The sequence below is a fragment of the Denitrobacterium detoxificans genome, from assembly GCF_001643775.1.
GTDB classification, from domain to species: Bacteria; Actinomycetota; Coriobacteriia; order Coriobacteriales; family Eggerthellaceae; genus Denitrobacterium; species Denitrobacterium detoxificans.
Window position 1 is genome coordinate 814990 of sequence record NZ_CP011402.1, and the last position, 24372, is coordinate 839361.

The 24372-nt window shown below is 58.6% G+C and carries 24 protein-coding genes; 11 read left to right on the top strand and 13 right to left on the bottom strand.

Going from position 1 to position 24372, the window contains the following annotated elements; all coding sequences use genetic code 11:
• Positions 1-46 precede the first annotated feature (46 nt).
• A complete protein-coding gene (locus AAY81_RS03295) occupies positions 47-784 on the top strand; it encodes an NAD-dependent protein deacylase (protein WP_066661349.1) in 738 nt (245 codons plus the stop codon).
• Here the strand turns inward: AAY81_RS03295 and AAY81_RS03300 are convergent.
• Entirely contained in the window at positions 781-1344 is a 564-nt protein-coding gene (locus AAY81_RS03300; protein ID WP_066661351.1) for a hypothetical protein, read from the bottom strand. The genes AAY81_RS03295 and AAY81_RS03300 overlap by 4 nt on opposite strands.
• Positions 1345-1876: 532 nt before the next feature.
• Between AAY81_RS03300 and AAY81_RS03305 the strand changes: the two genes are divergently transcribed.
• Entirely contained in the window at positions 1877-2074 is a 198-nt protein-coding gene (locus AAY81_RS03305) for a Nif11-like leader peptide family natural product precursor (RefSeq protein ID WP_066661353.1), read from the top strand.
• Positions 2075-2103: 29 nt separating this feature from the next.
• On the opposite strand, the gene AAY81_RS10770 is transcribed toward AAY81_RS03305, so the two are convergent.
• The 6 genes from AAY81_RS10770 to AAY81_RS03330 form a co-directional block, all read right to left on the bottom strand.
• A complete protein-coding gene (locus AAY81_RS10770; RefSeq protein ID WP_082867843.1) occupies positions 2104-2271 on the bottom strand; it encodes an FAD:protein FMN transferase in 168 nt (55 codons plus the stop codon).
• The gene (locus AAY81_RS03310; RefSeq protein ID WP_066661355.1) at positions 2268-3152 is read right to left on the bottom strand and encodes a radical SAM protein; all 885 of its coding nucleotides are present in this window, start codon (positions 3150-3152) and stop codon (positions 2268-2270) included. Before AAY81_RS03310 ends, AAY81_RS10770 begins: the two co-directional genes overlap by 4 nt.
• A gap of 112 nt (positions 3153-3264) precedes the next feature.
• Entirely contained in the window at positions 3265-4566 is a 1302-nt protein-coding gene (locus AAY81_RS03315) for an ATP-binding protein (RefSeq protein ID WP_066661356.1), read from the bottom strand.
• Between the two features lie 480 nt (positions 4567-5046).
• Complete coding sequence (locus AAY81_RS03320; RefSeq protein WP_066661358.1) at positions 5047-5871, bottom strand: nucleotidyl transferase AbiEii/AbiGii toxin family protein; 825 nt, start codon at positions 5869-5871, stop codon at positions 5047-5049.
• On the bottom strand, positions 5858-6394 hold the full coding sequence (locus AAY81_RS03325) for a type IV toxin-antitoxin system AbiEi family antitoxin domain-containing protein (RefSeq protein WP_066661361.1): 537 nt from the start codon (positions 6392-6394) through the stop codon (positions 5858-5860). The genes AAY81_RS03320 and AAY81_RS03325 overlap by 14 nt, the downstream gene beginning before the upstream one ends.
• A 343-nt stretch (positions 6395-6737) precedes the next feature.
• A complete protein-coding gene (locus tag AAY81_RS03330; RefSeq protein WP_240480617.1) occupies positions 6738-7418 on the bottom strand; it encodes a site-specific integrase in 681 nt (226 codons plus the stop codon).
• Positions 7419-7484: 66 nt separating this feature from the next.
• Between AAY81_RS03330 and AAY81_RS03335 the strand changes: the two genes are divergently transcribed.
• Positions 7485-8783: an MFS transporter gene (locus AAY81_RS03335; RefSeq protein ID WP_066661364.1), complete on the top strand. Its 1299-nt coding sequence runs from the start codon at positions 7485-7487 to the stop codon at positions 8781-8783.
• Positions 8784-9079: 296 nt separating this feature from the next.
• On the opposite strand, the gene AAY81_RS03340 is transcribed toward AAY81_RS03335, so the two are convergent.
• A complete protein-coding gene (locus AAY81_RS03340; protein WP_066661366.1) occupies positions 9080-9292 on the bottom strand; it encodes a hypothetical protein in 213 nt (70 codons plus the stop codon).
• 597 nt (positions 9293-9889) lie between these two features.
• Complete coding sequence (locus AAY81_RS03345) at positions 9890-10255, bottom strand: hypothetical protein (RefSeq protein WP_074777145.1); 366 nt, start codon at positions 10253-10255, stop codon at positions 9890-9892.
• 133 nt (positions 10256-10388) lie between these two features.
• Here AAY81_RS03345 and AAY81_RS03350 point away from each other — a divergent pair, with 133 nt between their 5' ends.
• Both AAY81_RS03350 and AAY81_RS03355 read left to right on the top strand, forming a co-directional pair.
• Complete coding sequence (locus tag AAY81_RS03350) at positions 10389-10664, top strand: transposase (protein WP_066661370.1); 276 nt, start codon at positions 10389-10391, stop codon at positions 10662-10664.
• Between the two features lie 17 nt (positions 10665-10681).
• Entirely contained in the window at positions 10682-11560 is an 879-nt protein-coding gene (locus AAY81_RS03355; protein ID WP_082867844.1) for an IS3 family transposase, read from the top strand.
• A gap of 119 nt (positions 11561-11679) precedes the next feature.
• Here the strand turns inward: AAY81_RS03355 and AAY81_RS03360 are convergent, their stop codons facing one another.
• Positions 11680-13158: an FAD-dependent oxidoreductase gene (locus tag AAY81_RS03360; RefSeq protein WP_169815788.1), complete on the bottom strand. Its 1479-nt coding sequence runs from the start codon at positions 13156-13158 to the stop codon at positions 11680-11682.
• A gap of 525 nt (positions 13159-13683) precedes the next feature.
• On the opposite strand from AAY81_RS03360, the gene AAY81_RS03365 reads away from it, so the two are divergent.
• The 3 genes from AAY81_RS03365 (at position 13684) to AAY81_RS03375 (ending at position 17551) form a co-directional block, all read left to right on the top strand.
• On the top strand, positions 13684-15126 hold the full coding sequence (locus tag AAY81_RS03365; protein WP_066661375.1) for a helix-turn-helix transcriptional regulator: 1443 nt from the start codon (positions 13684-13686) through the stop codon (positions 15124-15126).
• A 207-nt stretch (positions 15127-15333) separates the two neighbouring features.
• Complete coding sequence (locus tag AAY81_RS03370; RefSeq protein WP_156501484.1) at positions 15334-16968, top strand: CpXC domain-containing protein; 1635 nt, start codon at positions 15334-15336, stop codon at positions 16966-16968.
• 130 nt (positions 16969-17098) lie between these two features.
• Positions 17099-17551 carry a hypothetical protein gene (locus tag AAY81_RS03375; protein WP_066661380.1) on the top strand — a complete coding sequence of 151 codons (453 nt, stop codon included), beginning with the start codon at positions 17099-17101 and terminating at the stop codon, positions 17549-17551.
• Between the two features lie 374 nt (positions 17552-17925).
• Here the strand turns inward: AAY81_RS03375 and AAY81_RS10375 are convergent, their stop codons facing one another.
• The 3 genes from AAY81_RS10375 to AAY81_RS03390 all read right to left on the bottom strand — a co-directional run bounded on the left by AAY81_RS10375 (position 17926) and on the right by AAY81_RS03390 (position 20037).
• The gene (locus AAY81_RS10375) at positions 17926-18072 is read right to left on the bottom strand and encodes a hypothetical protein (RefSeq protein WP_156501485.1); all 147 of its coding nucleotides are present in this window, start codon (positions 18070-18072) and stop codon (positions 17926-17928) included.
• Between the two features lie 892 nt (positions 18073-18964).
• Positions 18965-19210 carry an IS3 family transposase gene (locus AAY81_RS03385; protein WP_066661386.1) on the bottom strand — a complete coding sequence of 82 codons (246 nt, stop codon included), beginning with the start codon at positions 19208-19210 and terminating at the stop codon, positions 18965-18967.
• A 5-nt stretch (positions 19211-19215) separates the two neighbouring features.
• Entirely contained in the window at positions 19216-20037 is an 822-nt protein-coding gene (locus AAY81_RS03390) for a MerR family transcriptional regulator (RefSeq protein ID WP_066661388.1), read from the bottom strand.
• Positions 20038-20258: 221 nt separating this feature from the next.
• On the opposite strand from AAY81_RS03390, the gene AAY81_RS03395 reads away from it, so the two are divergent.
• From AAY81_RS03395 to AAY81_RS03405, 3 genes are all read left to right on the top strand, one after another.
• Positions 20259-21761, top strand: a complete 1503-nt coding sequence (locus tag AAY81_RS03395; RefSeq protein ID WP_066661390.1) for a carboxylesterase/lipase family protein — start codon at positions 20259-20261, stop codon at positions 21759-21761.
• A 26-nt stretch (positions 21762-21787) separates the two neighbouring features.
• Positions 21788-23002, top strand: a complete 1215-nt coding sequence (locus AAY81_RS03400; RefSeq protein ID WP_074777144.1) for an MFS transporter — start codon at positions 21788-21790, stop codon at positions 23000-23002.
• A 128-nt stretch (positions 23003-23130) separates the two neighbouring features.
• Positions 23131-24336, top strand: a complete 1206-nt coding sequence (locus AAY81_RS03405) for an MFS transporter (protein WP_143117323.1) — start codon at positions 23131-23133, stop codon at positions 24334-24336.
• Positions 24337-24372: the final 36 nt, after the last annotated feature.

The following is a 24372-nucleotide window of genomic DNA, read 5'->3' on the forward strand; positions in this document are numbered from 1 at the left end:
TTGCCGACGATATGTCAGAATGAGATGGGCGAGAAAGGGGCGTTGCATGAACGAGATCGAGCAATTGCGCGCATGGATCAACGAGTGCGAGCCGGGACGCATGGTCTTCTTCGGGGGTGCAGGGGTTTCCACCGAGAGTGGCATTCCCGATTTCCGCAGCCCCGACGGGCTATATGCGCAGAAGTACGGTGACGTGTCGCCCGAGGAAATGATTTCGCGTACGTACTTCGACAAGCATCCCGAACGGTTCTTCGACTTCTATTTCGACCGCATGATTGCGCGTGACGCGCAGCCGAACCGCGCGCATCTGAAGCTGGCCGAGCTTGAGGAAGCGGGCACGCTTTCGGCCGTTATTACGCAGAACATCGACGGCCTGCACCAGAAGGCGGGCAGTCGTAACGTGCTCGAGCTGCATGGGAGCGTGCTGCGCAACTACTGCATGCACTGCGGTCGCTTCTTTGATCTAGATGAGATGTTGGTCCTGCGCGAGGCGGCCGCTGATGGCGTGCCGCGCTGTCCGGACTGCGGCGGCATTGCCAAGCCCGACGTGGTGCTCTACGAAGAGGGCCTCGACGATTGCACGGTTCAGGCATCCGTGAATGCGATTCGCAGTGCCGACTTGCTCGTGATTGCCGGTACATCGCTTGCGGTGTACCCTGCTGCAGGTCTTATCGACTTCTTCGCGGGCGACCATTTGGTCATCATCAATCTGGCGCCTACTCCGCGCGACCGTTATGCCGACCTCTGCATCAGCGCCAAAGTCGGCGAGGTCCTAGGGTATTAGTCGGTTCGAGATTGCCGTAGCTTTGCGGCAGCCGTGCGCAGGTGCCATGCGTGATAGCGCAGCCGCGACGAAAGCGGCATGCGCCACCTCATCCCCTCGGCCATTGCATCCTTGCAGGGGTTGCAGGTTCCGCACGGCTTGCCATTCAATGGTGCATGGCAAAACCAGGTCCTGCGCATGATGGGCATCCAGCCCGATTCCCGTGCCACGCGCTTCGCTTCGACCTTGCTCACGCCCAGCATCCCGAAATCGAACTGGCCGAACACTGTTGCCGCATCAGAGCTTGCGCCTTTGGAAACAACGCGGAAGCGTCCTCGGGGACCATCGTCGCATGGCACAAGCAGGCATTGAGCGTCGATTGCCCGTTTTGCCTTGCTTCTTGGCGAGTTCTCCACGGCGCATTCGGCCCGAATGCCAAGGCCCTCGCATAGAAGCGCGAATGTTTCGTACTGATAGCCCAGGCCAAATTCCTCTTTGAGCCTGCCGTAAGCATCGGATACGCCCTTGTTTGGAAAGTCGCGGCATATCGCGTCTCGATCGTACAGTTCTACGTCGAGCACGCGGGCTCTTGCTATATCTCGGACCTGTGGCAGGATGCTGCACATGGCGGCGAGCTCGTGTGCCATGCCAGGCCGCCCATGGTCCCTGATGTAGATGGGGCGTATGGACAGTCCTTCAACCTGCGAGAGCTCAAGGAGGCGGAACGTTGAGTCCCAGCCCCCGGTCCACAGTATGTTGATTGTCTCGCTCATGTCACGCAATCCAGGCCGGGTGCTATTCCAGTGTCTTAGTGGCTTCCAGCTTATTCGGATGATTCGAGTTTTTCAAATTCATGCATTCTATGATTGTCCTTTCGGTTTGGTTCCCTCGCCGTCAATGCTACATAATCGCGGGGTGTTTCATCTCCGTTGACTTGAGGATGTCGCCGAGGTTGTGGGCCTTCAATAATCTGTGCGAGATGAAGCTCTCTCTGCCCAACCACAATCAACATGTCATCCCCAGCTGTGAATGGTGCGGGTTGGTCGGCGACCGAGCGGCGTAAAATGCGGTAGAAGCAAAAGCATCCAATGTTTTGCGTGATGGGAGGCCCATATGGACATCGAGAAACTGGATCCGGCGGTGAAGGCGAAGCTCAAGGGCTGCGAGACGCCCGAGGAGATTCTTGCGCTCGCTCAGGAAGAGGGCTACGAACTTTCCGACTCCGAGCTCGAGGGCATTTCGGGCGGATGGGGGAGGACCTGCGGCGAGTACGTCTACGACCCCTGCGATAGTCATAACTGGGGCGAGTAACGGGGCTGCAGATGCCAAGGACACCTCTTCTAGACATGGGCGTAGCGCACACCATTCAGCACGAACGACCGCTCGTATAGCCCGCTTGTGACCACCGATCCGTCCGCGACGTCCACAGCCCCCAGGATACCGCTCAGGTCCTGGGGATTCTTGATGCCGATACGCCGCGGCGAACTCGACCTGTTGCGGCGCGTCAGATCGTGCGCATCATCGCCCTCCTGTGCGAGAGCCTACGCTCGTCGTCCTCCGAGAAGCCGGCGATGGCCTCGTCGAGCGCGGCCAGGCACTCCTCGCGGTCAGCCGGCAGATTTGCGACGAAGCCGATGGAGTTGGTGACCAGGCGCGTGTCGATGACGATGGGGTTTTCCAGCGCGGCCACGAGCGCGCGGAACTCGCGGAACCGCTCGAGCTCGCTCATGGGAGCGAAGTCGCCCCGGGCCACCTCGGCGCCGAGCTCGGAGTCGGGGAAGATGGTGACGGTCGTGAGGTACATGAACCGCGGGCGGATCTGGTTGAGCACCTCCGCCGAGCGCGCGGCGGTCTCCTCGGCGCGCCCCGCGCCGGCGATCCCGCCCAGGTAGATGCAGTTGTAGGGCAAGCCGGCCTCATCGAGCTTCCCGCACTGCTCCACGACGTCGGCGGCGGTGTACCCCTTGTTCACGTGCGCAAGCACCTCATCGTCGCCCGACTCGATGCCGATCATGATGTCGGTGTAGTCCGCGTCGTGCAGCGTCCGCAGGTCGTCCACCGTCTTGTTGCGCATGCTGTCGACGCGCGCGTAGGTGGAGATGGTGGCGCCCGGCAGGTACTCGTGCACGAGCGCGGCAAGCTCGAGGAGCCTGCGCGTGCTCATGGAGAACGGGTCTCCGCCCGCCGCCCATATGTGGTCGGTGCCGGGGCGGAAGCGCGCGATCTCGGCGAGGTCGGCGCGCACCTGCCCGAGCGGGGCGGGGCGGAAGGGGTGGCCCTTGTAGTAGGTGCAGAACGTGCACGAGTCGTGCGTGCAGCCCACCGTCACCTCCAGCATGACGCTTTCCGCCTCGTAGGGCGGCCTGATCACCGGTCCCGTGTAACGCATGGTTTCGTCCTCCTTAAGACCAGATATCGCGATATGTCAATGCATTCTTCGCACCGCGCCCCTTTTGGGCGGGCCGAGCCTGTGACGTCGTTGGATGGCGTGCAATCGGGGTTCATTTCCAAAGCGCTCTGCACGAGACCGCAAAGAGGGGCACGTTGCGCATCCAGTCCTGCTCGCGGTAGCCGGACAGGCTGAACCGCACGGTACTCACCTCGGGATGGGCGTCCTTGAATGCACGCAGGCTCTTGGCCCGAAGGTTTTCTTCGGCCTTCACCTCGATGGCGAACACGTCGCCGTCGTCCTGGACTAGGAAGTCGATCTCACCCGTCGAGTTCTCGGCTGACCAGTAGTGGGGCGAGAGGCCGCATTCCGAGATGAGCTGCTGGCAGACGTACTGCTCGGTGAGTGCGCCTTTGAACTCCGTGAAGACCTTGTTGCCGTCGATGACATCCCTCGGCTCCAGGCCGCTCATGGCGCCGAGGAGCCCCACGTCCACCATGAAAACCTTGAAGGCGTTCATCTCGCAATAGCTCGACAGAGGCACGTGCGGTTTGCTCACGCGGCGGACCTTGTAAATCAGGCCGGCCTGCTGGAGCCACGCGAGACTCTCCTCGAAGTCGGTCGCGCGGGCGCCCTTGCGCACTTGCCCGAAGATGAACTTCTTGTTCTCCTGCGACAGGTGTCCTGGGATCGACTGCCAGGCGAGCATGGTGCGAGCGAGCAGGCGGGGCGGTATGTGCTTCGCGAAATCGCTCACGTATCCGTTCAGGATTTCCTGTTGGGTTGCCCGTGCGGCGCGCACGTCCTGCTCGGCGATGTAGGCGTTCACCGCCTCGGGCATGCCTCCCACAACGTAGTATTGCTTGAGGAGCTCGGCGAACTTGCCCGAGAAGGCGTTCATCATCTCAGCATCCCCCGAGCTTATGAGCTTTCCGAACCTCTCGTTTCCCGTCGCATCGAGGAACTCGGTGAAGGTTAGCGGGTAAAGGTCGAGCGTGTTGACCTTGCCGACAGGGTAGCCGGTTCCCTCGGTTGCCGATATCCCCAGGAGCGACCCAGCTGCGGCCACGGCGTACTCGGGCGCGTTCTCGCAGAAGTACTTGAGGGACGTGATGGCCTTCGGGCAGGCCTGCACCTCGTCGAGGATGATGAGCGTCTTCCCCGGTTGGATGTCCATGTCGAGCTCGAGCGAAAGCGAGGCGATGATCCTCGCGATGCCGAATCCGGAGTCGAAGTAGCTGCGAGCGAGCGGGTCGTTGTCGAGGCTCACGTAGGCGACATTCTCGAAATGCAGCCTTCCGAACTCCTTGAGCAGCCAGGTCTTTCCAACCTGCCTGGCACCGTTCAGGATGAGCGGCTTGCGCCGTGTGCTCTTCTTCCAAGCGACGAGTTCATCCATGAGGGTTCTTCTCATGCAACCTCCTTCCATAAAGCTACGTCCTTATTATAGCTCGAAATAGCAATAATAAGGACGTAATAATGCGTGATATCGCAATTTTCAGGAGGTTATATTCCCACTCAATGATTCCAGCGCCAGTCTGAGCGTTTCTGTTTTTATCATCTCGTGCGCTCTGGTGCCGTCCCATGCCATACGTTGCCTCCCGTGCATGGGGAGTAATTCACGGATGGCCCCATTTGCTGGAACTCACTTGGAACTCAGATGGGTGAGTTCCAACTGGAACTCACCTATGGGGAGTAATTTGCGATGTATGGGGAATAATGCTTCTGACCTGCGGTTTTGCCGCTCCGCGATGGCGGGGTGAGTTCCAGACGATTTCCAGCCGATTTCCGACGGCATGGGGAGTAAAGGTTCCCCGCATGGGGAATAATGCTCCTGACCTGCGGAAACGAATCTATTCTGCTCAACAAGTGAGTTCCATTGCAGGGCGAGGGACTAACGTGCATCGTCTATGGCAGATACGAGTTCGTTTGCCCATTCGACAGCTTCGCCTACGGTATCTAAGACGTCTAGCCCCGCTGCCTGCGCATCATACAGCCCGGCCCATCGGTCATCCCCCTCGATCGCGGGCGGCCATGCCTGCTGCCTCCGGTAAGCGAACAGCCTGACGCAGGTCTCGCGCGTCCTCGCGAGGTCGACGCTGCCCATGCTGCAGATGACCTGCAGGTCTATGAGGTCGTGCGCGCGGTCGCCGCCGGGCGTGCTCACGGCATGGAGCTTCTGGGCTATCTGGTGGTGCAGGGGCATGAGCGGCGAGGGCCCCGGTGCGGGCAGGCCCACGGCCTCGAACAGCGCGGCGACGTCCTCGGCGAGCCCGTATTCCACCTCGTCGGCATCCCCGATTTCGTCGTGTCCGACCTCCAGCGGGACGGTCAGCCAAGACTTCCCGTTGTAGGAGAGCTTCACGTCGAAGGGCTGCATGACGTACTGCTCGGGCACGTCCCTCGGATGCGCGGGGCTGCGCGGGACCACGTGCCCTGTGAAGCCGCACCATCCTTCTGAAAGGCGATTCTCCAAGTTCTCGATGAAGACCTCGATGTCGTGGACGCGCGCGGCGTCGAGGTCTGTGGTGAACCGCGTCGCAGCGTTGCCGAACCGAAGCTTGAGCGCGCTGCCGCCCTTGACGACGCCCTCGGGGAGCAGTTGCCCCACGATGGCGTTCGCCATGGCCGTGCGCGCACGCAGGTAGTCCTCGCCGTGCGCCCGCTTAATGGCCTCGTCGAGGTTCCGCCTGCTGTTCGGTGTCTTAATCGCCGCCATTCAAATCCTCCAACAGGGCCATCTCCTCCTCAGCCCGTATGAGGCCGAGCTCCCTTGCGCGGCGGGCGGCGTCAACGAGCCTGCTCGTCATCATCGTGCCCCTGCAGGACCGTATGGCCGCGGGAACCGTCTGGGAAGGGATGCCCTCGTACTCGGTTGTGTCGCCGCAGTCCGGGCGCCGCACCACCTCGATGGAGGCGGGCAAGCTCCTGCGGACGCGGTTCGGTGTCGCGACGTGGATCAATGCGGGGTTCGTGGGCGCAAGCGCGTGCATGGCGATGACGGACTCGGCGTACAGGTACGCCCCCTGTCCGACGAGAGCGACGGCCTCGGCGTACGGGTCGAGCTCGGTGGGGACCCAGTGCTTGATCCGGTAGACGCCGTAGCCGATGCGCGTGAGCCGGCCGTCCTTCGCGATGCGGGAGAGCTCCTTGTCGGACGCGCCGGCCCCCTTCGCCTCGGCGGAGGTGACCAGGCCGTAGTTGTCGGCGGCAATCTCGTATATGTCATCGTAAATCGTCATGCCAACACCTTACCATATTTGGTGAGGTTTTGACATGAATAATTGCCGTCGTTCCCAAAACGCTGACAAGATTGCGGTTTTGGAAGCGAAACCCCGGCTTTCCGTGAGGGGGACGCGCCTGAAGCGGGGGCACGCCGAACGGCGCGATTACGGTGCTTTTTCGGTTCGAAATTATTCCCACTCAACAGACGCATGAAAACCTCCTTTCAAATTGCGTCTGCATTCCCGCAGGTCAGAAGCTTGAAATTGCGACTCCTCTCGTCTTGGCGGTCTTGCTGGTACGAATCTGGTACGAATCGTGCAGAAGTTCGTACCAGGCAGTTCTGGCAGTGCTCGGACGGGTCTAGAAAACGGACGCAACGGCGGCTACCGCCTCGCGCTTCGAGTCCATGTTTACATGGGTGTAGATGTCCATGGAGATCTGCGAGCTGTAGTGCCCGGCGAGCTCCTGCATCACCTTGGGATGCACGCCATTGATGGCGAGCAGGGTCAGGTACGTATGGCGGAACTCGTGAAGGCACCAGCCTTCGAGACCATACTTGGCGCGGTCCTCTGTCCACCAACGGCTGAGACTCGTGGGCAACACGCGGGTGCCGCTGTTGTCGGATATCACGGGGCTGTCGTCGGTTTGCTCGATGTAGCCCTCCTCCGGCTTGCGCCACTGGTTCGTGCGGGCGTAGCGCTTGAACTGAGCCTCCTTGTGGGCCTTAAGAACTTGGATGGTCTTATCCGAGAGCGGCAGCACGCGGGTGCCGGCCTTGGTCTTGGTGGCCTTGAGGTTGCCCATGTAGTCGTATGAGTGGCGTATGTCGGCAACCCTGCGATCGAAGTCGATGTCGCCCCAGGAGAGCCCGCAGATCTCGCCACGGCGCAGGCCCATGGCGATGGCGAGCAGGTATGCGCACTCACGGTCGGGCTCGGGGTCGAGCGCTTCGATGAACTTGTGCGCCTGGGCGGGACTGAGGGCGCGCTTGGCCTTGGTGTCCATCTTGGGCGGATTCGCCTTATCGCAGGGGTTGGTCACGAGAATCTCCACCTAGGATATATAATTCTGGCAGTAGAGCCGTTTTGCGAAAGGAGGGATCAAAAGGTGGCAGCTACAGGCGCCTCGCAATCCGGTTCGCTTCGATCCTCGTGGCAGTTCAAGCTCGCCTGCGTGTGGGGCGGGGAGCTCGTCTCGGTGCTCACCAGTTCGATCCTGCAGATGGGGTTTATTTGGCACATCGCCCTTTCCACCAATTCAGCGGCCATGCTTTCGCTCGCATCGCTCGCGGGATTTCTGCCGCTCGCCCTGTTCGGGACCTTTGCCGGCACCGTCGTCGACAGGCATCCGCTCAAACGCGTCCTCATAGGGGCCGACCTGTTCATCGCGGCGGTGAGCGCGGTCGTCGCGCTCGTTTCGGCCGTGACGCCCCTGCCTGTCTGGGTGGTCATTTGCGCCCTATTTTTCCGTGCGGTCGGGTCGGCGTTCTATACTCCAGCCTCTCTTGCCCTCACGCCGCATGTTGCCCCTCCCGAGCACCTCGTTCGCCTCTCAGGGGTGACACAGGGGGTCCAATCCGGCGGATACATCCTCGGCACCGCCGTGGCTGCCGCGATCTATCCGCTCTGGGGGCTGACCCCCATGATCGCCCTCGACGTCCTCGGGGCGCTCGTTGCCTCGGCGGCCGTCCTCGTCGCGCGCATAGACGTCGGCGACTTGCGGGAAGAAGGCGCGTTGGGTGCCTCGGAGGGGTTTATCGGGGGGCTGCGGGCGCTTTTCCGCGAATCGCTGGACGGCCTGCGCGTGCTCCGCGGCTTCAGCGGGCTCTACGCGCTGCTGTGGTGCGGATTTGCGTTCTCGCTGGTGTTCTCGCCCATAGCGGCTCTGTTTCCCCTAATGACGCTCGGCCATTTCGGCGGTACCACTACCGATGCGGCGATGGTAGAGATCGCTTTCTCCGTCGGCATGGTCGCGGGCTCGGCCCTTCTCGCGGCGACAGGCGGTTTCAAGAACCGATCGATCAGCATCGTGGCCGCCACAGCGCTCTTTGGGCTTGCGACGCTCGTATCGGGCCTGCTCGCCCCCGGCGGCTTCGCCGTGTTCATTGTGATGAGCTTCCTCATGGGTTTGAGCTCGCCGTTCTATAGCGGCCCGCAGACCGCGCTCATGCAGGAGAAGGTGCCGCCCGAGTACCTGGGGCGGGTGTTTGGCCTGTATGGGGCAATCATGTCGTGGGCGATGCCCGTCGGCCTCGTCGCTTCCACGCTCCTGGCGGATTCCGTGGGGGTGCCGCTCTGGTTCGCGGGATCCGGGCTGCTGATGGTGGTGCTCGCCGCAGTCACGTGGCTCATCCCGAGTGTCCGCGAGGTCGGGCGCCCGCTCGTGCAGGACGATCCTGGACGCTAGCCCTAGGGCTGGAAGGAGACGTTCAAGCTTATGGATTCCGAGGGCAAATAGAGGGAGGGCCGCCTGTCTGGTGCTACAAGCGGCCCTCCGGGCATCTATGGGTTCTGGCTAGGCCGGAGGTGTGAGCTCTCGGTAGAGCGGGTCTCCGTCGCCCACGAATTTGAGCTTTGCCAATGCGAGAGCGGGCTAGAACGCCCGCGCCTTCTCGCTTTAAAAGTGCCAGAGGACACGTTCGCTTAGCGCTCGAAGCATCCCACCACCACTCGGGGCTCTCGACGCCAGAGGCGCAGAGCATGTCAAGGAGCTTGGCTCGGGCATCCAGGGCAGAACTGATCGAAGTCCTCGCGCATGGCATCGAGGACAGCCTTGCTGGTGGAGATCATGTCGTTGCAGATGTCCCTCTTTTCCTCAAGCGTGTAACTCTCTGGCGAGTACACGCAAAGATCCGCGCGGAAGTACGCCATGTTCTCGGTCTGGCTGAGTTCGGTCATCTTAGCTTTGCTAATCATGGCTTGAATCTCCTTCCTATGCCCAGCACCCTGAATGGTGGCGCTGAGGTGGTACGAATTCAGGTACGAATAATCCCGAAAGGAGCGTTTTCTAGTGAAGTGAAGAGGTGTGCCGATTTCTCGAACACACCACTTCTGACCTGTGGGTTTATTGCTTTCTGGGTTAGAGTGTGAAAGACTGATTTGAGGCTCGAATCATTCCCACTCAATGACAACCTGCACCGCCATGCGTCCACCTGGTTTCATATGGTGCTCCACAGTCCACCCAGTTGCAACAAGTGGCGAATCATCTGCGAATCACGCCTTGATTCGGGGCGCGGGGAATAGTCGACGCCTGAATCACTTTTCGTTGGAATAGCAACGAAAAACGCACAGTCATCCCCCGTTTTCCCTGAGGGAATAGTTGCAGGCGGCTTTGCTCGACGTCCCGATTGTCGAATCACGCCACCGTGAGTCAATTCGCGCCAATAGCGGCAGTCATCCCCGGGTTTTTACACGTCCGGGATGGTCTATGCGTGCTGGAAACCCGAGTGATTCAGAGAAGCTGACGCGCTCCGAATTAGCAAATGTCTTTATGCTACGAGCAGCTCACAACATCTATTCGGAATCGTCGTCGAACGCCCGCGGTACGCCCAGCTTTGCACCGACGCCCTCGACGAGGTTTCGGAGGTCCTCGAAGCCCGAGGGGTACTGGCCGTCCCCGTCGAGGAGGAAGCGCCTCTTATAGCCCTTACGCTCGATTGCGAGGTGCCACTTCTCTTGGTCGGTGATGAGGTAGCCGCGGTCGACCTGGTACTGCGACCTGCGCCAGCCGAGCACCCCGATCTGTTGGATTGCCGCGTCGAAGGACTCTGCCTCGCCCCTGTCCATGGCACCGGCGACGGGAGAAGGCTCGCCTATAAGCTCCACCCTCACGTCGTACCCACCGTCCTCGCGCTTTTGGAACGTGTAGTCGCGCACCATGCTGCCCACCATGCACACCCAGCCGAGCTCCAGGCGCTGTATACTCTGACCTATATCGTTTTTTCGGACACGTGATGAGAGGCAAAAGGACCTCCATCGGTTAACCTGCCCGAAGGGACGAAAGGAGCCACGAATGGCCAACAAGTACACCGACGAGTATGGGCGGGAAACCGCCGACTACATCATCTCGACCGGCAAGCCCATCAACCAGGTGGCCCGCGAGCTCGGCCTGAACGCGAAGACAGCCCAGCACTGGGTGTCGGCGCGCAGGAAGCAGCTCGAGGGCGGCGGGGAGCCGGAGAACGTAAGTCCGGAGCTGGTGGAGGCCAACAGGCGGATCCGCGAGCTCGAGATGGAGAACGAGTTCCTGAAAAAAGCCGCGGCCTTCTTCGCCAGGAACCAAGCGTAGCCGAGCGCTACCGCTTCATGCTGGAGGAGAGGGCCAACTACACGATCAAGTTCATGGCGCCAAGGCTGGGCGTGTCCAGGTCGGGCTTCTACAGCTGGCTGGCCAAGGGCGCGCCGGTCGACGACTGGGCCGAGGAGAGAAGGGCCGTGCGCCGGGTGTGGGAGGGGTCCGACCGCCGGTTCGGGGCGCGTTTCGTGAAGGCCATGCTGCCGCCCGAGTTCTCGCGGTTGGCCCTCTACCGCGTGCGCAAGCTGATGCGCGAGATGGGCATAAGGGGCTGCACGCCGTGGAAGAGCAAGCGGACGACGGTACCGGACAAGGGCGCGAAGCCCAAGCCCGACCTGGTGAGGCGCGACTTCACAAGCCCGGTCCCCACCTACAAGCTCTGCGGCGACATCACCTACCTGCGCACCGGCCAGGGCTGGCTCTACCTCGCCACCGTGATCGACTTCAACACGCGCATGGTGGTGGGTTGGGCCATCTCGAGGCGCATGACGGCCGACATCGTGGTGGCGGCGCTGGAGATGGCCGAGAAGCGCGGCTACGTGGCCGGCAACGCCATCTTCCACTCCGACAAGGGCGCCCAGTACACCTCGAGGCTGCTCGCCGAATGGGCCCGCGCCAACGACGTGAGGCTCTCGTGCAGCAGGACGGGCAACTGCCATGACAACGCGGTCGCCGAATCGTTCTTCTCGACCCTGAAGAACGAGATGTACTACCGCAGGAGCTTCCCGACCCGCGACGAGGCCAGGTTCGCCGTCGTTGAGTTCATCGAGAAGTACTACAACCGCAGGCGCCCGCACTCGTCGATCGGCTACCGCATACCCGCTGAGGCCATGGACGCCTTCTTCGAAAGGACCGCGCGGGTTGAAAACGAGCTGCCGGCCGCTGCTTGATTCCAGAGTCTTCCGTGTACGAAATCTTGACACAGGTCACTGCTTCGTGCGCCCCAAAACGACCCTCGATCCCCTTGTTGCTACAGCAGGGGGATCGAGGTGTTTCCCACAAATGATTGTTAGGCAAGACCCAAATCCTTGCAAGCTGCAGTCGCGGCAACGTATCCCGTCGTGCAAGCAGCGCCCTGCCCCGATCCTCCATGCAGCCCATAGGGATAGTCGTTGAACTGCATAGAGCCGTTGTCGATGCCGCATACGAACAAGCCCTTGATGGGGAGGTCGTTGTGACCAACCGCCCGCGCCTCGTAATCTCCCCGCACGCCTCCGCAGGTGCTATAGGCGCAAGCCTCGACTTGAACCGCATAAAATGGTTTCTTTTCGAGAGGCGTCATGAGCGCGGGGTCGGCTCCAAAGGGGTCACGAGAGCCGTCTCCCTTCGCTCTATTGTTGTAGTCTTCCATCGTTGCAGCCAGGGTCTCCGAATCAACCCCCATAAGCTCGGCAAGCTCCTCGAAACTATCGGCCTTCCAGACAAAGTCGCTGCCTTCAACCAAGGATCGGAGCTCTCCGCTGCCAACGCCCATGAAGGCCACGAACTCATTGAGCTTATCTTCGCCCTCGTAGGCTTCAACATGTGCCTCGTCGAACAACGTAAAGGCCTTCGCCTGAGAAGCTATTGCCGTGTTGAGACGGGAGGTGTCGGCGTCTTCTGCAAGCGTCTCGTTGTAAAAACGCTTGCCACTCTGATTGACCATAGGGAGCGTTTTGCCTATTTCAAGTGGATACCGATAAGCCGGCGGCCACTGAGTAAAAATTGACAGCATGCTACTCCAGCTCTCTCCGCACGCCTTTGAGAGTCCGTACATTACCGCAGACGGTGCCTGAGGAAGCGCCCCTGCTGCTAGCGCCATATTGATGCCATCGCCGTCTTGGCCATCAAACCCCAGAAATACAACACGCTCACTAGGGACACGAAGGCGCTCTGCGCACATTTCTGGGTTTTTCCCGAATCCGCCTGTAGCAAGCACCGTCGCCTTGGCATTAATGCGCACGAGGTCATCCCCGCATTTCGCGTAGACGCCTCCAACACCTTCGTCGTTGAGGATGATATTCACGGCGGGAGACTCTAGGCGAAAATCCAAATTATCGAGGGTTTCCCCATAGGCCCAAAGCGGCTTGAGCATACCCTCGCCGTTGTTTACCCAGTTTCCTTCCTTATCAAAGCAGCTCAGGAGGGAGCCCTGACCTCCAGTCGACATCGAAGCCCCATGGCTTATGGCCCAATCGAGAGCTTGCCCAGAGTTATCCAAGTAACACCAAATTCCTGGCGCGTAAGCGCCCCAATTGTGCCATTGCATGTAGGATTCGAACTCAGCCTGTAGGTCAACTGGCCCCTGTGCGTCAAGCTGCTCTTGGGTGTTGTATGCAAGTGTGCCTTCCGTCACGGTCGAAGTCCCTCCCTTGAGGTTTGTCTTCTCGAGCCAAATTACACGGGCACCAAGTTCAGCCGCTCTGATCGCGGCAAAGGTTCCGGCAGATCCTGAACCGCACACCACAACATCGCAGTCCTCTGTGCGAGCCACATCCTTTTCGTCCACTTCGATAAGTTGCGAAGACGGCGAGCGATCCTTGCCCTTTTTCTCACTGGCGTCAGATGCGTCAGCCCTCGACCTAGGGGCGCACCCTACGAGGCCGGCTATGGCCGCGCTCGTACCAAATACTCCGCTTCCAACAATAAAATCCCTGCGCGATACGTTCTTGCCCATTTTTTGGTCCTCCCTTTTTCTGGCTGGTTTATTGTTTACGCGATTTCGGGTTTGCAGGTCTCTGTCCCGTTTTGCCTGTCGACAAAAACCTTGGCGGCACTTACTAGCAATCACACTTGTCTATAAAGCACAGGTGGTAGGTTTCGAAGATGCAGATTAGGGTTGATTACGAGAAAAGAAGGGTTGAAAAAACGGTTGAAGAAACGGTTAATGACACGCATTGCGCACTTCAAGCTATTTTTTAGCCCTGCGCTCTGTTTTCTCAAAGCATGGCTACCTCGCGTTTTCCACGCCAAATCAGTTTAAAATAGACCGTAGGGCAGCTCCATCATTTGTAAAACACTCGGGAGGTCGAACGTGGCAAAGGCGGTGACGGTAAACCAGATACGCAACGTGCCTTTCGCTCTCGCCTTGGCCTTCGCTTGCGCCTGGATGCTCGACCCTTCTGCCGCAATTCCGGCGGGGTTCGCCTCTCTCATATCCTTTTCTCGATACCCCCACCTTCTTGTGACGTCACTTACATTCGGTCTTTTGGCAGCGTTTCACCGCCCAGCCAGAACTCTCCTCAGCAGTACATCGTTCACCGTTTCCGCCTGCGCACTGTGCTCTCTCGGCTTTCTTGGCGCTTGGGCGTTCTCGCTTCAGACGGAAGCGCCCTGGGGATTTCTGCCGTTCGCTTGCCTTTGCATAACGACGCTCTGCCAAGCTTCTCTGCTCATTTCATGTCTTAAGGCGCTTGCAGGATTACCGCTCATTGACTGTCTCTTAACGCTCATTGCCTGGCAGCTTTTTATAGGCATATTGCGGGCGCTCTCTACCTTGTTGCCTCCACTTGCCATATCTTGTATCGCGCCTCTCGTGATCGTCTTCTGCCTTACTCGGAAATCCTCGATTGCACTCTTGCTCGAAAATCCTACGGATAGTCCGGCCTCGGAAGAAGAGGTAGGCAAAATCGAGCCGCGCTGTTTTTCCCCTTTCGCGCGGTTGCTGCTAATTTATTCGCTTATCATTTTCACAATCCAAACGCTACAAGGCTTTGCACCTGTGCCCGTAGTCAATGTTTCTTATTTCGGGCTCTTCATCGCCATTGCGGCTACCTCAATTGCCCTCGTGGTAAACGGAAGAATCGTCCGTATCAAGCAACTCTATGATGCATCGCTTGCCATTCTGGAGTTGGCGATTATAGTTTTCGCAATCGGAGTCGGATACTCTTACGAAATCGCCTCAATCCTCCTCGATGCCTCCTATATGACCTTCTCAACGTTTTTCTTCGCGGTACTGTGCAATCTCTGCCAGCGAAGAGGGTGCGACCCTGTCCTTGTTTTCTCGCTTGCTTATCTTGCGGAGCAGATTGCCGCTTTTTTAGGGGATGCTTTCTCTGGCACGTTAGGGTCTGGCGTGCATACGTTGCCCCTCGTCCTACTTGCTGGATTAGGAGCCATCTCGTTCGTTTATCTTTCCCCTCTCAAGGACCGAAGTCTCGAGCGGGACTCCAATCCGGCAAAGGCTCAGTGCATCGATCCGGCGCGCTATTATGCCATGCTCACCGAAACCTGTACATCGGTCGCCATGCAGTTCTCTCTGACCAAACGCGAAGGAGACGTACTCCTCCTGCTCGCCCAAAGAAAGACGTCTTCGCAAATTAGCGACGATCTGGTGGTGAGCCTCGCTACGGTGAAGACCCACACGCACAACATTTATAAAAAATTAGGCATCCATAGCAGACAAGAGCTATACCTGTTTCTCGGTCTAGAGGCTCCTTCCTGTCCCGTCAAATCCTCCACGAAGCCGACGCGGTAGTTCTTGAAGATGACCTCGCCTTCCTCCTGGGTGGCGTCCAGGTGATACCGATAACGTAAGAATCGCCGATTGAGACAACGACGATCGCCGTTCGATATGACGAGGATATGCCGCTACGGATGATGAACTTTTACCAATCGGGACTATGTGAACGACACTGGCGCTACGCTCCATCCCGTATGCATCGGGCGAAGGGGGTGCGGCAGATTGGAACGGAACATCATGGGAGAGCTCGACATGTACAGGCAGCTGGGCACGAAGCCCAGCTTCACGGAGATCGGAAAGAGATACGGCCTGGACAGGCACACCGTAGCGAAGTACTGGAACTCCGGCGGGCAGCTGGAGGACGCCAGGCGGGAACGCGCCAGCGGGTTCGACCAGGTCAGGGACATCATCGAGGAGAAGGCGAAGCTGCCCGGCTCAAAGGTCAGACCCATCCACGAATACCTCCTGCACCGCCGTCCGAACCTGGAGCTCCCCGGCTACACGACGCTCGTCCACTACATGCACAAGCACGACATCGTGTGCGGCATCCCCGACGAGGGTTCGGAGCCGCACCCGAGGTACGAGACGCCGGCGGGAAAGCAGCTCCAGTTCGACTGGAAGGAGGATATAACGATGCACGACCGCCACGGCCGGCGCTGCGACTTCAACGTCTTCTCCGCCACGCTCGGCGCCTCCAGGCTCCACCGCTTCCGCTACTCGCGCCTGAAGACCACGGACGACACGCTGCGCTGCCTGCTATCCGTGGCCGTCGCGAACGGCGGCTTCGCCAGGAAGGCGCTCACCGACAACATGTCGTCCCTGGTCACCATCTCGAACGGCCGCAGAAGGCGCTCCGAGCGAGCGTGGCGCTTCGCGAAGGAGGCGGGGTTCGAGATCGAGCTCGCGAAGGTCCGCACGCCGCAGACCAAGGGCAAGGACGAGTCAGCCAACCGGTTCCTCACGCGCCTGGCGGTCTACGAGGGCGACTTCGAGGACGAGGCCGACCTGGTCGCGGCCATCGCGCATAGAGGCGCGCTGCAACGCCGAGCCCGACGAGACCACGGGCGTGCCACCCGCCGTCCTGTTCATGCGCGACGAGAAGGACGCGCTGCTGCCGATCGGCAACCTCCGGCACCTCGAGGAGATGGTCGGGGACGTGAGCGTGCAGACGGTGCCGCCCACCATGCTCGTGCGCGCGTGCGGCCGCGAGTAGTCGGTGCCGAGGCGCTGCATTGGGCACGCGGTCAAGGTCTTCGCCATGCCGTCGGGCCAGATCGCCGTCACCCCGAGCTCGCCGAGCGGCTGCTCGCCGGGACGCTCTTCGAGTTCACCTGTCCCGAGTGCGGGTACTCCGCGAGCCTGAGGTCGCCCTGCCTCTACCTCGACCCTGAGCACGGCGCGTGCGTCTACCTGGTGGTGAACGAGGAGATGGCGCAGAGGGCCGCGGGGATGTTCACGGAGCTCGACGGCGAGGACAGCGCCATCGGGCACAGCGAGAAGAGGATCGTCTTCGACCGGCAAGATCTGAAGGGCGTTGCCGTCGCGCTCGCCAACGGCCTCGACGACCGTGTTGTTGAGATCCTGAAGACGGCGGTCGCGGGCACGGCCAGGCAGCAGGGCGGCGTGGCGCCCGGCGGGGAGTGCGAGGTCGACCTCGTCGGAACGGAGGACGGCGACCTGCTGTTCAGCGTTGTGGCGGATGGCAACAGTCTCACAGCAGCGCTCCCGCGCGGCGCGTACGGCCTCTACGCCGACGCGCTCGCAAGGTCGTCGATGGCGGGCGACCAGCCCCTCGTCGTCGACCGCGCCTGGGCCGAGAGGGCGGTCGACGCCTTCTCCGAAGAGGGGATCCTGTAGCGTCGCCAGAGGACCGCGCTTGTACGTCTGGGGGCTCGGCGCTACAATATCAATTGATGGGCCCGTGCCGACCTCTGATTCAAGTCACCGGGCCTCAATTTGTATCTTGGGGAGTTTGCGGGGGCCTATATTGGGCGGACACGGCGACAGCGTCCAATGGGCGAAGCGGTGGCTCTCGGAAGAGAGGCTTGAACCCTATCTGCGTCGCTGCGACGGGGACATCGGCCGTGCGATAGAGCTCTACGAGTGGAACATCTCACTCGGCGAGGTCCTCATGAGGGACGTCTCGCACTTCGAGGTCGCAATCCTGAACTCCTACGACCGGGTCATGGCCGAAAGCTGGGGCGGGGCAAAGCATTGGCTCCTCGACGAAGAATCTCCCGCAAGGCGACCAGTCATGAGGAGCGCCGCTCGCGGTCAGCTCGACGTCAACCGCATCAACAGGAAGATCATCGACGACGCCGTCGCGCGCCTCCGCCCGGGATTCACTTCGGGGTCCCTCGTCGCCTCGCTCACGCTGGGGTTCTGGGTGCACCTCTCCGACCGCAGCCGCGAGGCGGTGATCCGGCGCACCGGTCTGTAAAGGGCTTGGCCCAGGGGCACGAACCGTGCGGAGCTCGAGCGCTCGCTCGACGCCATACTGAAGCTCCGCAACCGCATCGCGCACAACGAGCGCCTCTTCGACCCGTCGAGGCCGGAGCTTTCCCCGCTCCGGGTGGAAGCCGACCTCGTTCGGCTATTCGCCGCGCTCTGCCCGGAGGCGGAAGCAAAGGTGAATGGCGGTTCAGCAAGCACCCCCGTCGAGGCGTTCCTCCAGAAGAGCCCCGCACCTGCCGTTGTCATGCTATAGGACACGCAGTGCATGCACTCGCGCGGGGGGAAGGGCGGCCTCCGGGCCGCTTTTTCGTGCCCAAAACGAGTAAAAACCACCGCGAAAACGGGGTCGGTGCCGATTTGTTATCCCCCTATCCTGAACTGGGCCTTGGCGATTTCAACCCGCGAAAACGGCCGTGATTCGGGATTCATTCGAATCACCCCGAAATCGGCGGTTTTCGGCTTTGGGAATTGTTGCAGGTGGCTTTGCGAGGCCGTCAACTTCTGCATGGTCTGCCACCTTTGGTCATACCGTGCCGAACCGTGTCACCGTCGGAGAATGATTCGAATCAAAATCGCAGTTCAAAGCTCGAAAGAAGACCCCCGAAAACGGCTGTTTCCGAGGGTCTTTCCAAGCTGTCATTCCCGAAAGTTTCCAGCGGCTTGGCGCTTCCTGCAACGGTTTGCTCCGTCATGCGCCGCCGTGAATGACTGCGGGTGGCTTTCTAAAATCTGGGTTCGGTCATTCCCACTCAATAGTTAAAAACTATCTCCAGTTTGTTCCAGTTTGCCGCAGTTTGTTCCAGTACGTCCCATTTGCATCCAGTCTCAAAAATTGCCGCGAATCCATGGGGTCAAATCTGGGTCACGGCTTTTCGGGTCATTCGAGTCGTTTTCGTGGGTCACGGTGGGTCACGGCAAACTGCGAGAAGTAGCTAATGATCGCATGGACATTATATTTCAAGGGAGGGTAGGATAGAGGAAACTCCGCAAAGCCCTCCCTTAGCAAGTTAGAACAGAGACCTTAGATTTTCCTTCGCTCATCCTAGAGAAAGCTTATGTTGTTTGGTTTGGTTGCGGTAGTTGCAAAGGCAGTCATAGCAATACGTGTCTCCATCGAACGTGCAGGTCGAAACGATTCCGCTTTCGGTAAGCGGCTCGGGTATCGCGAGCGCGAGGTGGAGAAGCGCGAGGCGGTCGCGGTCGCTGAGCCTGCGACTCCCGTGACAGCGACTGCCCCCGCGACAGCCACTGCGGCACCTGCAGGCGCGGCGAGTGCGGTCGCAAGCGGCGCGGCCATTCGCATCTCCAACAGGAAGAAATAACGAAAGCGATTCCCAAAAAAGAGGGGGCAGAACGTCCAGTGAGCTGCACCCCAATACTTGGACGGCTCAAATAAAGACTACGCCACCAGGGACTGGCTCCGGAACTCCTCCAGGGTCAGTCCCTTCAGTTTAACCCGGCGCCTCCTCGTGTTCCAATGGATGATATAGGCGTCGAGGTCCGCCTTGAAGGACTCGAAGTCGGGCCACGTCCTTCCCCGGAAGAGCTCGTCTTTGATGTGACCGAACACCTGCTCAGTCGCGCCGTTGTCGAAAACCCCGCAAGCGGCGCAAAACCCGCAAAACCAAAGGCAGGCAACGCTCATCGACGCTATTGTTGCTGTTCAACCATTATTTCAAGCGTATGCAGGTATTCCGAATCATCATCTGAAACGTATTCGCTCACGTGCCAAAACTCCAATAATTTGCCGCGAGGGGCAAGCGAGTGACTTTGCATGAAAGCACTCATTTCTTCAAAAGCAGCTGGTGTCAGTTGAGCCGGGCCTCTCACCGTGCGACAAAGATACGTGCCCTCGGGAAGAACAAGGGCATCATGATACTCAGCCTTCTCAATAGCCAACAGTGCTTTTTCGGGAACAAAGCAATCGTCATACCGTAGGCGAGTATAGTCCATGACGAAACACGGGATGCTATGAAGCGAGTCTATATTTATTCCCAGTTCGTGAGCTTTCTTGATTGCGTAGTACGGCAGTGGATCGGCGTCTATGTCCGAATCCTCGCTGATAACGATGTAATGGCGAGCGCCCCTATGTCTCAGCCTCGGCTCGCTGTCGCTACTCGCAAGGACGGCATCGGTCGTACTTCTCAGGCACTGCTCGATTTTTCGACGTCTTAACAAAAGTTTACTTATTGTTTCATCGATTCGATCCATCTCCTTGTTAAAGAGTTCGATGGTCTTTTCGAGGCCGTGCGACGAAAGATAGTCGCGTATGTCGCTCAAGGTGAAATTCATTTCGAGCATCGACATAACGATATTGAGGCGAGCGAACTCAACTTCGCCATATACGCGATAGGAGTTCCGCTCCCTCCTGGGCGTTATCAGTCCAACGCTCTCGTAATACCTTAGCGTGTCGGAACTAACGCCGTAGAGTTGGGCGGTCTGCTTAATATTCAGTGGCAACTTCTCGTTCATCGCCGACCCCGTCGCTCGAAGGATTCGCTACCCGCAACACTATAAACCTTAGACCGACTCCAAAGCCAATTCAAGCTATTTGATGCCATTTGAAGGAATTGGGCCTCATAAAATGACTCGTTTTCACATTATTAATCGCTTGACATTGGAATCCCTCAAGACTTTACCATTCCCTGTGGCGAGCCAAAGAAAACATTGTGCGCATTCATGATTCGAAAGGAATGGAAGTAATTATGCAGGCAGAAACCAGAACGGGAGTGATGCAGAGCGTCACCCTCGAAAGCGGAGTCGAAGCCTTCTTGGGAATCCCCTATGCAAAGCAACCTACTGGCGAGCTACGCTGGAAAGCTCCTGTCAGGTTGGAGGACTCGGACGAGCATCGGATTTGCGACTCGTTCGGTCACTCGGCATGCCAGTTCAAAGACGAGGTTGAACCAGCCTCCCTGCACGAGCAGGGCGAAGATTGCCTCTCCCTCAATATTTGGGTCAATGGGGCTGGGAAAACCAACCTCCCCGTCATGGTTTACATTCACGGAGGTGCCTACTTTTCCGGCGGATCCGCCGATCCCCTTTACAACGGCGAGCATTTCGCCCAAAGCAAAGACGTGGTGATCGTCTCCATCAACTACCGTCTTAACGTGTTCGCCTCGATTGCACTCGACTGCCTACCCGGTGGCGAAGAGTATAAGGAGTCTGGCTACCTCGCGATTCTCGACCAAATCAAGGCTCTCGAGTGGATTAAGGAGAACATCGCCGCCTTCGGAGGAAATCCGGACTGCATCACGCTGTTCGGCGAATCGGCAGGATCGTCTAGTCAAGCCCTTCTCGCTATCCTTCCCCAGGCGAACACGCTCTTCCAGCGCGCCATCCTTGAATCCGGCCCCATACAGCTTTACAAAACCAAGGAACGCGGCGAAGCGTTCACGAAGGAATTCGCCGAGATCATGAAATGCGAAACCGCGCAACAGCTTTTGGCGAAAACTTCCGACGAGCTCCTTGCTGGAATGCAGGTTTGGTGCGATAGGCACACCTACGAGGTATCCCTCATCTTCTCGCCAACCTGCGATGGGTCGTTCCTTCCCCTCAAGCCGATGAAGGTCTGGAAGGAAGGCGCCGCGAAAAACATCGATATCATGATCGGTTGTACAGAAGACGAGTTCACTTACTTCAAATTCTATTTCGAGGATTTGCCGAGCTTCTGGCATGGCCAATTCCCCATTCATTTCGACGATCAAATCGACACAATCGATTGGGAGGAGAAGTATCGCGAAGCTTACCCCGAAAGAGATTTCGGGGAATACTACACCGACTTCATGAATGTCACGGGCTTCTTCGTCGGCGCAGACCTTATGGCCGAAGAGCAGTCCGAATACAAACCCGTGTACAACTACCTATTCCGCTACAAGTCGCGTATCGAGGGAATGGGGGCATGCCACGCCATCGAGGTTCCCTTCGTCATGAAGAATCTCAACACCCCGAACGGCCTCATGTTCACCGGTCCGAACCCCCCGGCGCATCTCGCCGAGCAGATGAATACGTGCTGGTATAACTTCGCCAAAACCGGCAAGCCTTCTGTCGAGGGAGTGGAGGAATGGCCTGTCTACACCGCAGAAGATCGCGCTCATATGGTCATCGACGAGAATGGGTGGATTGTCAAACATGACATGCGCGCGAAAGACGACGCCGTGTTCCGCCCCATGTATAGCGTTCTGCTGAACGACTAGTGATTCGAGAGAAAAAGGAAAACACCATGGATAAGGAAATGAAACTATCGGGTTATCGATGGGTTGTGCTGCTCACCGTATGCCTTATTTGCTTCATGGCAAACTTCATGCAATACCAGGTTTCAGCATGGGGCGTCGTCGTTATGGACACCCTTGGCATCGATGTCGCGGGGCTTACGAATCTTATGCTGATGCCCATGCTAACCGCAGTGTTTCTGAGCATACCCGCAGGTTCGCTTGCCGACCGTTACGGCGTAAAGATTGTGGTCTCCGTCGGACTTATTTTGTCTGTCATCGGCGGTTTCATTCGCTTCTTCATGATTGCGAACTTCGCCGCCCAGTTGGTTGCCATGTTCTTGATTGGTTGCGGAATCGCTTGCCTCAACGCCAACCTCGCGAAGGTACTGGGAACCTGGTTCAAGCAGCAGACCTCTCTCGCAATGGGCTTCTTTTATGCAGCATCGTGCGTCGCCATCGTCGTCGCCCAGGCATTCAGCACGATGTTCCCGACTCTCGGGATCTCGTACCTAGTTGCAGCGGTTGCCCTTGCCGTCACCGCGCTCTTGTGGATTCTCTTTATGGGCAATGTCCCCAAAGGCGAAAGCCTTCCTGAGCCCGAGCCCGTCATCAAGTACCTCAAGATTGCAATCAAATCGCGCAACGTTTGGTTTATCGCGCTCGCCTATGGCCTGACCCTCGCTTCTACCACCGCTTACTGCTCAATCCTCCCCTCCGCGCTTGAGCTCGCACGCGGCGTCGAAACCTCGGTCGCTGGATCGATGGCGGCAATCATCACCGTTGGCAGCTTCTTCGCCTGCTTCGCCGGCCCCGCCGTCGTACTGAAGCTAGGCAAGAACAAGCCCTTCCTCATCCTCACCACCATCGTCGCTGCAGCGGTCATGATTGTGAACTGGTTCCTTCCCCTGGGAGCCATCATGTGGGTCGTACTCGTCGTCAACGGCTTCATGACCGCCCTCTCCGGCCCTATCATCCAAGCGATGACCCCCGATTTGCCGGAAATCGGTGTGAAGTATGCCGGTTCAGCTGGCGGCATCATCGGCACCGTCGGCCTTTTGTGCTCGTATTTCATTCCCGTTATCGTCTCGACGATCACTGGTGACAATTGGACGATGAACCTTTGTGTCGAGTCTGTCCTGTTCCTCCTGAGCGTAGTGCCAATCGCCCTGTTGCCCGAAACCGGAATCAAAGCTAAGCTGCAGCAAAGCAAGCAATCCGAATAATTTCCCCTGCCGAACCCGCCTCGGCAGACTGCAACCAATCGGAAGGCCCCCTCCTCCCGCATCGCCTTCCGACAATTTATCTTCCTTCGCTGCCCATCGCCATATCCCCACATCAGTGAGCATGGGCAGTGAAGGAAATCGAACGAGAGGACGTCGACATGCCATTGCGGCGTTTTGCAATTCTGCTTTCGGTATGCTGCCTCGCTTTTACGGGCAACTTCATCCAATATCAGGCATCCGCCCTGGCCCTCGATATCATGCCGATGCTGGAAATCAACTCCGTTGGTTTTTCCACCATGTTTCTCGTTCCCATGCTTGCGGCAGTCTTTTTCGGAATCCCCTTTGGACTCGCCGGAGATAAATTCGGTTCCAAACGAGTTGTCGCAACGTGTTTTGCGATTGCTTGCATAGGGGGGTTGCTCAGGATAATCACCCTTTACAGTTACCCCCTTCAATTGGCTTCGCTCTTCCTTATAGGCATCGGAATGGCGGCATTATCGACAAACGTCGTTAAGACCATCGCCCTTTGGTTTGGAAGCAAGACAGACACAGCTGTTGGCGTCTACTATGCAGTATCCTGTCTGGGAATCGTCGCCTCACAAGCAGTGGGGGAACTGTACGACTCGGTCCGCCAAGCATACGTCATCGCAGAAATCGCCCTCGTAGCCGTGACGGCACTTTGGGTTATCGTCGATAAGAACCTTCCAAACGGCGTGAATCCCCCGAGCGAAAAGCCAGCGCTCAACACGTTTCTCGTGGCAGCAAAAAACACCAATGTCTGGCTTATTGCTCTCGCTGTCGGATTCACCCTCTCATCCAGCACAGCTTTCGCTGGACTGCTTCCCCAAGCGCTTGAATCAGGCAAAGGAATGAGCGGATTCGCTGCAGGGAACATGGCAGCCTCGGTAACCATTGCAAGCATTTTCGGATGTATCGCGGGACCTGCACTGTGCGCACATCTTAAAAGCTTTAAGCCCTATCTGATGATTATTAATATTGTCGCAAGCGCAGCAATGCTCTCCGTTTGGTATGTCGAAGGCAATGCTTCCCTACACTTCACTCTGGCAGCAAGTGGCTTTCTTTCAGCCATGACAGGGCCAATCCTTCAAGCTATGCCCGTCATGATGAGGGGAATCGGAAGTCGTTTCGCAGGAAGCGCCAGCGGCATCATCGGCACCGTCAGCCTTGCGATGTCGTTCCTGCTGCCGATATTGATCTCCGCATTATCTAACGAGAATTACGAAATCGATCTCATCATGCAGGCCGCCTGCTTCGCTACCAGCATCCTCCCTATTGCGATGCTCTCGAAGATCGAGAAGGAGCAGCCTGCATAGCCTGTCTTTCAGATCTCCAGGAACCGTGTATACCAC

Bases quoted from the DNA above. Each gene is read 5' to 3' on its own strand.
- AAY81_RS03295 (WP_066661349.1), top strand. From the start codon at position 47: ATGAACGAGATCGAGCAATTGCGCGCATGGATCAACGAGTGCGAGCCG.
- AAY81_RS03305 (WP_066661353.1), top strand. From the start codon at position 1,877: ATGGACATCGAGAAACTGGATCCGGCGGTGAAGGCGAAGCTCAAGGGC.
- AAY81_RS03310 (WP_066661355.1), bottom strand. From the start codon at position 3,152: ATGCGTTACACGGGACCGGTGATCAGGCCGCCCTACGAGGCGGAAAGC.
- AAY81_RS03315 (WP_066661356.1), bottom strand. From the start codon at position 4,566: ATGAGAAGAACCCTCATGGATGAACTCGTCGCTTGGAAGAAGAGCACA.
- AAY81_RS03320 (WP_066661358.1), bottom strand. From the start codon at position 5,871: ATGGCGGCGATTAAGACACCGAACAGCAGGCGGAACCTCGACGAGGCC.
- AAY81_RS03325 (WP_066661361.1), bottom strand. From the start codon at position 6,394: ATGACGATTTACGATGACATATACGAGATTGCCGCCGACAACTACGGC.
- AAY81_RS03340 (WP_066661366.1), bottom strand. From the start codon at position 9,292: ATGATTAGCAAAGCTAAGATGACCGAACTCAGCCAGACCGAGAACATG.
- AAY81_RS03345 (WP_074777145.1), bottom strand. From the start codon at position 10,255: ATGGTGCGCGACTACACGTTCCAAAAGCGCGAGGACGGTGGGTACGAC.
- AAY81_RS03350 (WP_066661370.1), top strand. From the start codon at position 10,389: ATGGCCAACAAGTACACCGACGAGTATGGGCGGGAAACCGCCGACTAC.
- AAY81_RS03355 (WP_082867844.1), top strand. From the start codon at position 10,682: ATGCTGGAGGAGAGGGCCAACTACACGATCAAGTTCATGGCGCCAAGG.
- AAY81_RS10375 (WP_156501485.1), bottom strand. From the start codon at position 18,072: ATGCAGAAGTTGACGGCCTCGCAAAGCCACCTGCAACAATTCCCAAAG.
- AAY81_RS03385 (WP_066661386.1), bottom strand. From the start codon at position 19,210: ATGAGCGTTGCCTGCCTTTGGTTTTGCGGGTTTTGCGCCGCTTGCGGG.
- AAY81_RS03390 (WP_066661388.1), bottom strand. From the start codon at position 20,037: ATGAACGAGAAGTTGCCACTGAATATTAAGCAGACCGCCCAACTCTAC.
- AAY81_RS03395 (WP_066661390.1), top strand. From the start codon at position 20,259: ATGGAAGTAATTATGCAGGCAGAAACCAGAACGGGAGTGATGCAGAGC.
- AAY81_RS03400 (WP_074777144.1), top strand. From the start codon at position 21,788: ATGGATAAGGAAATGAAACTATCGGGTTATCGATGGGTTGTGCTGCTC.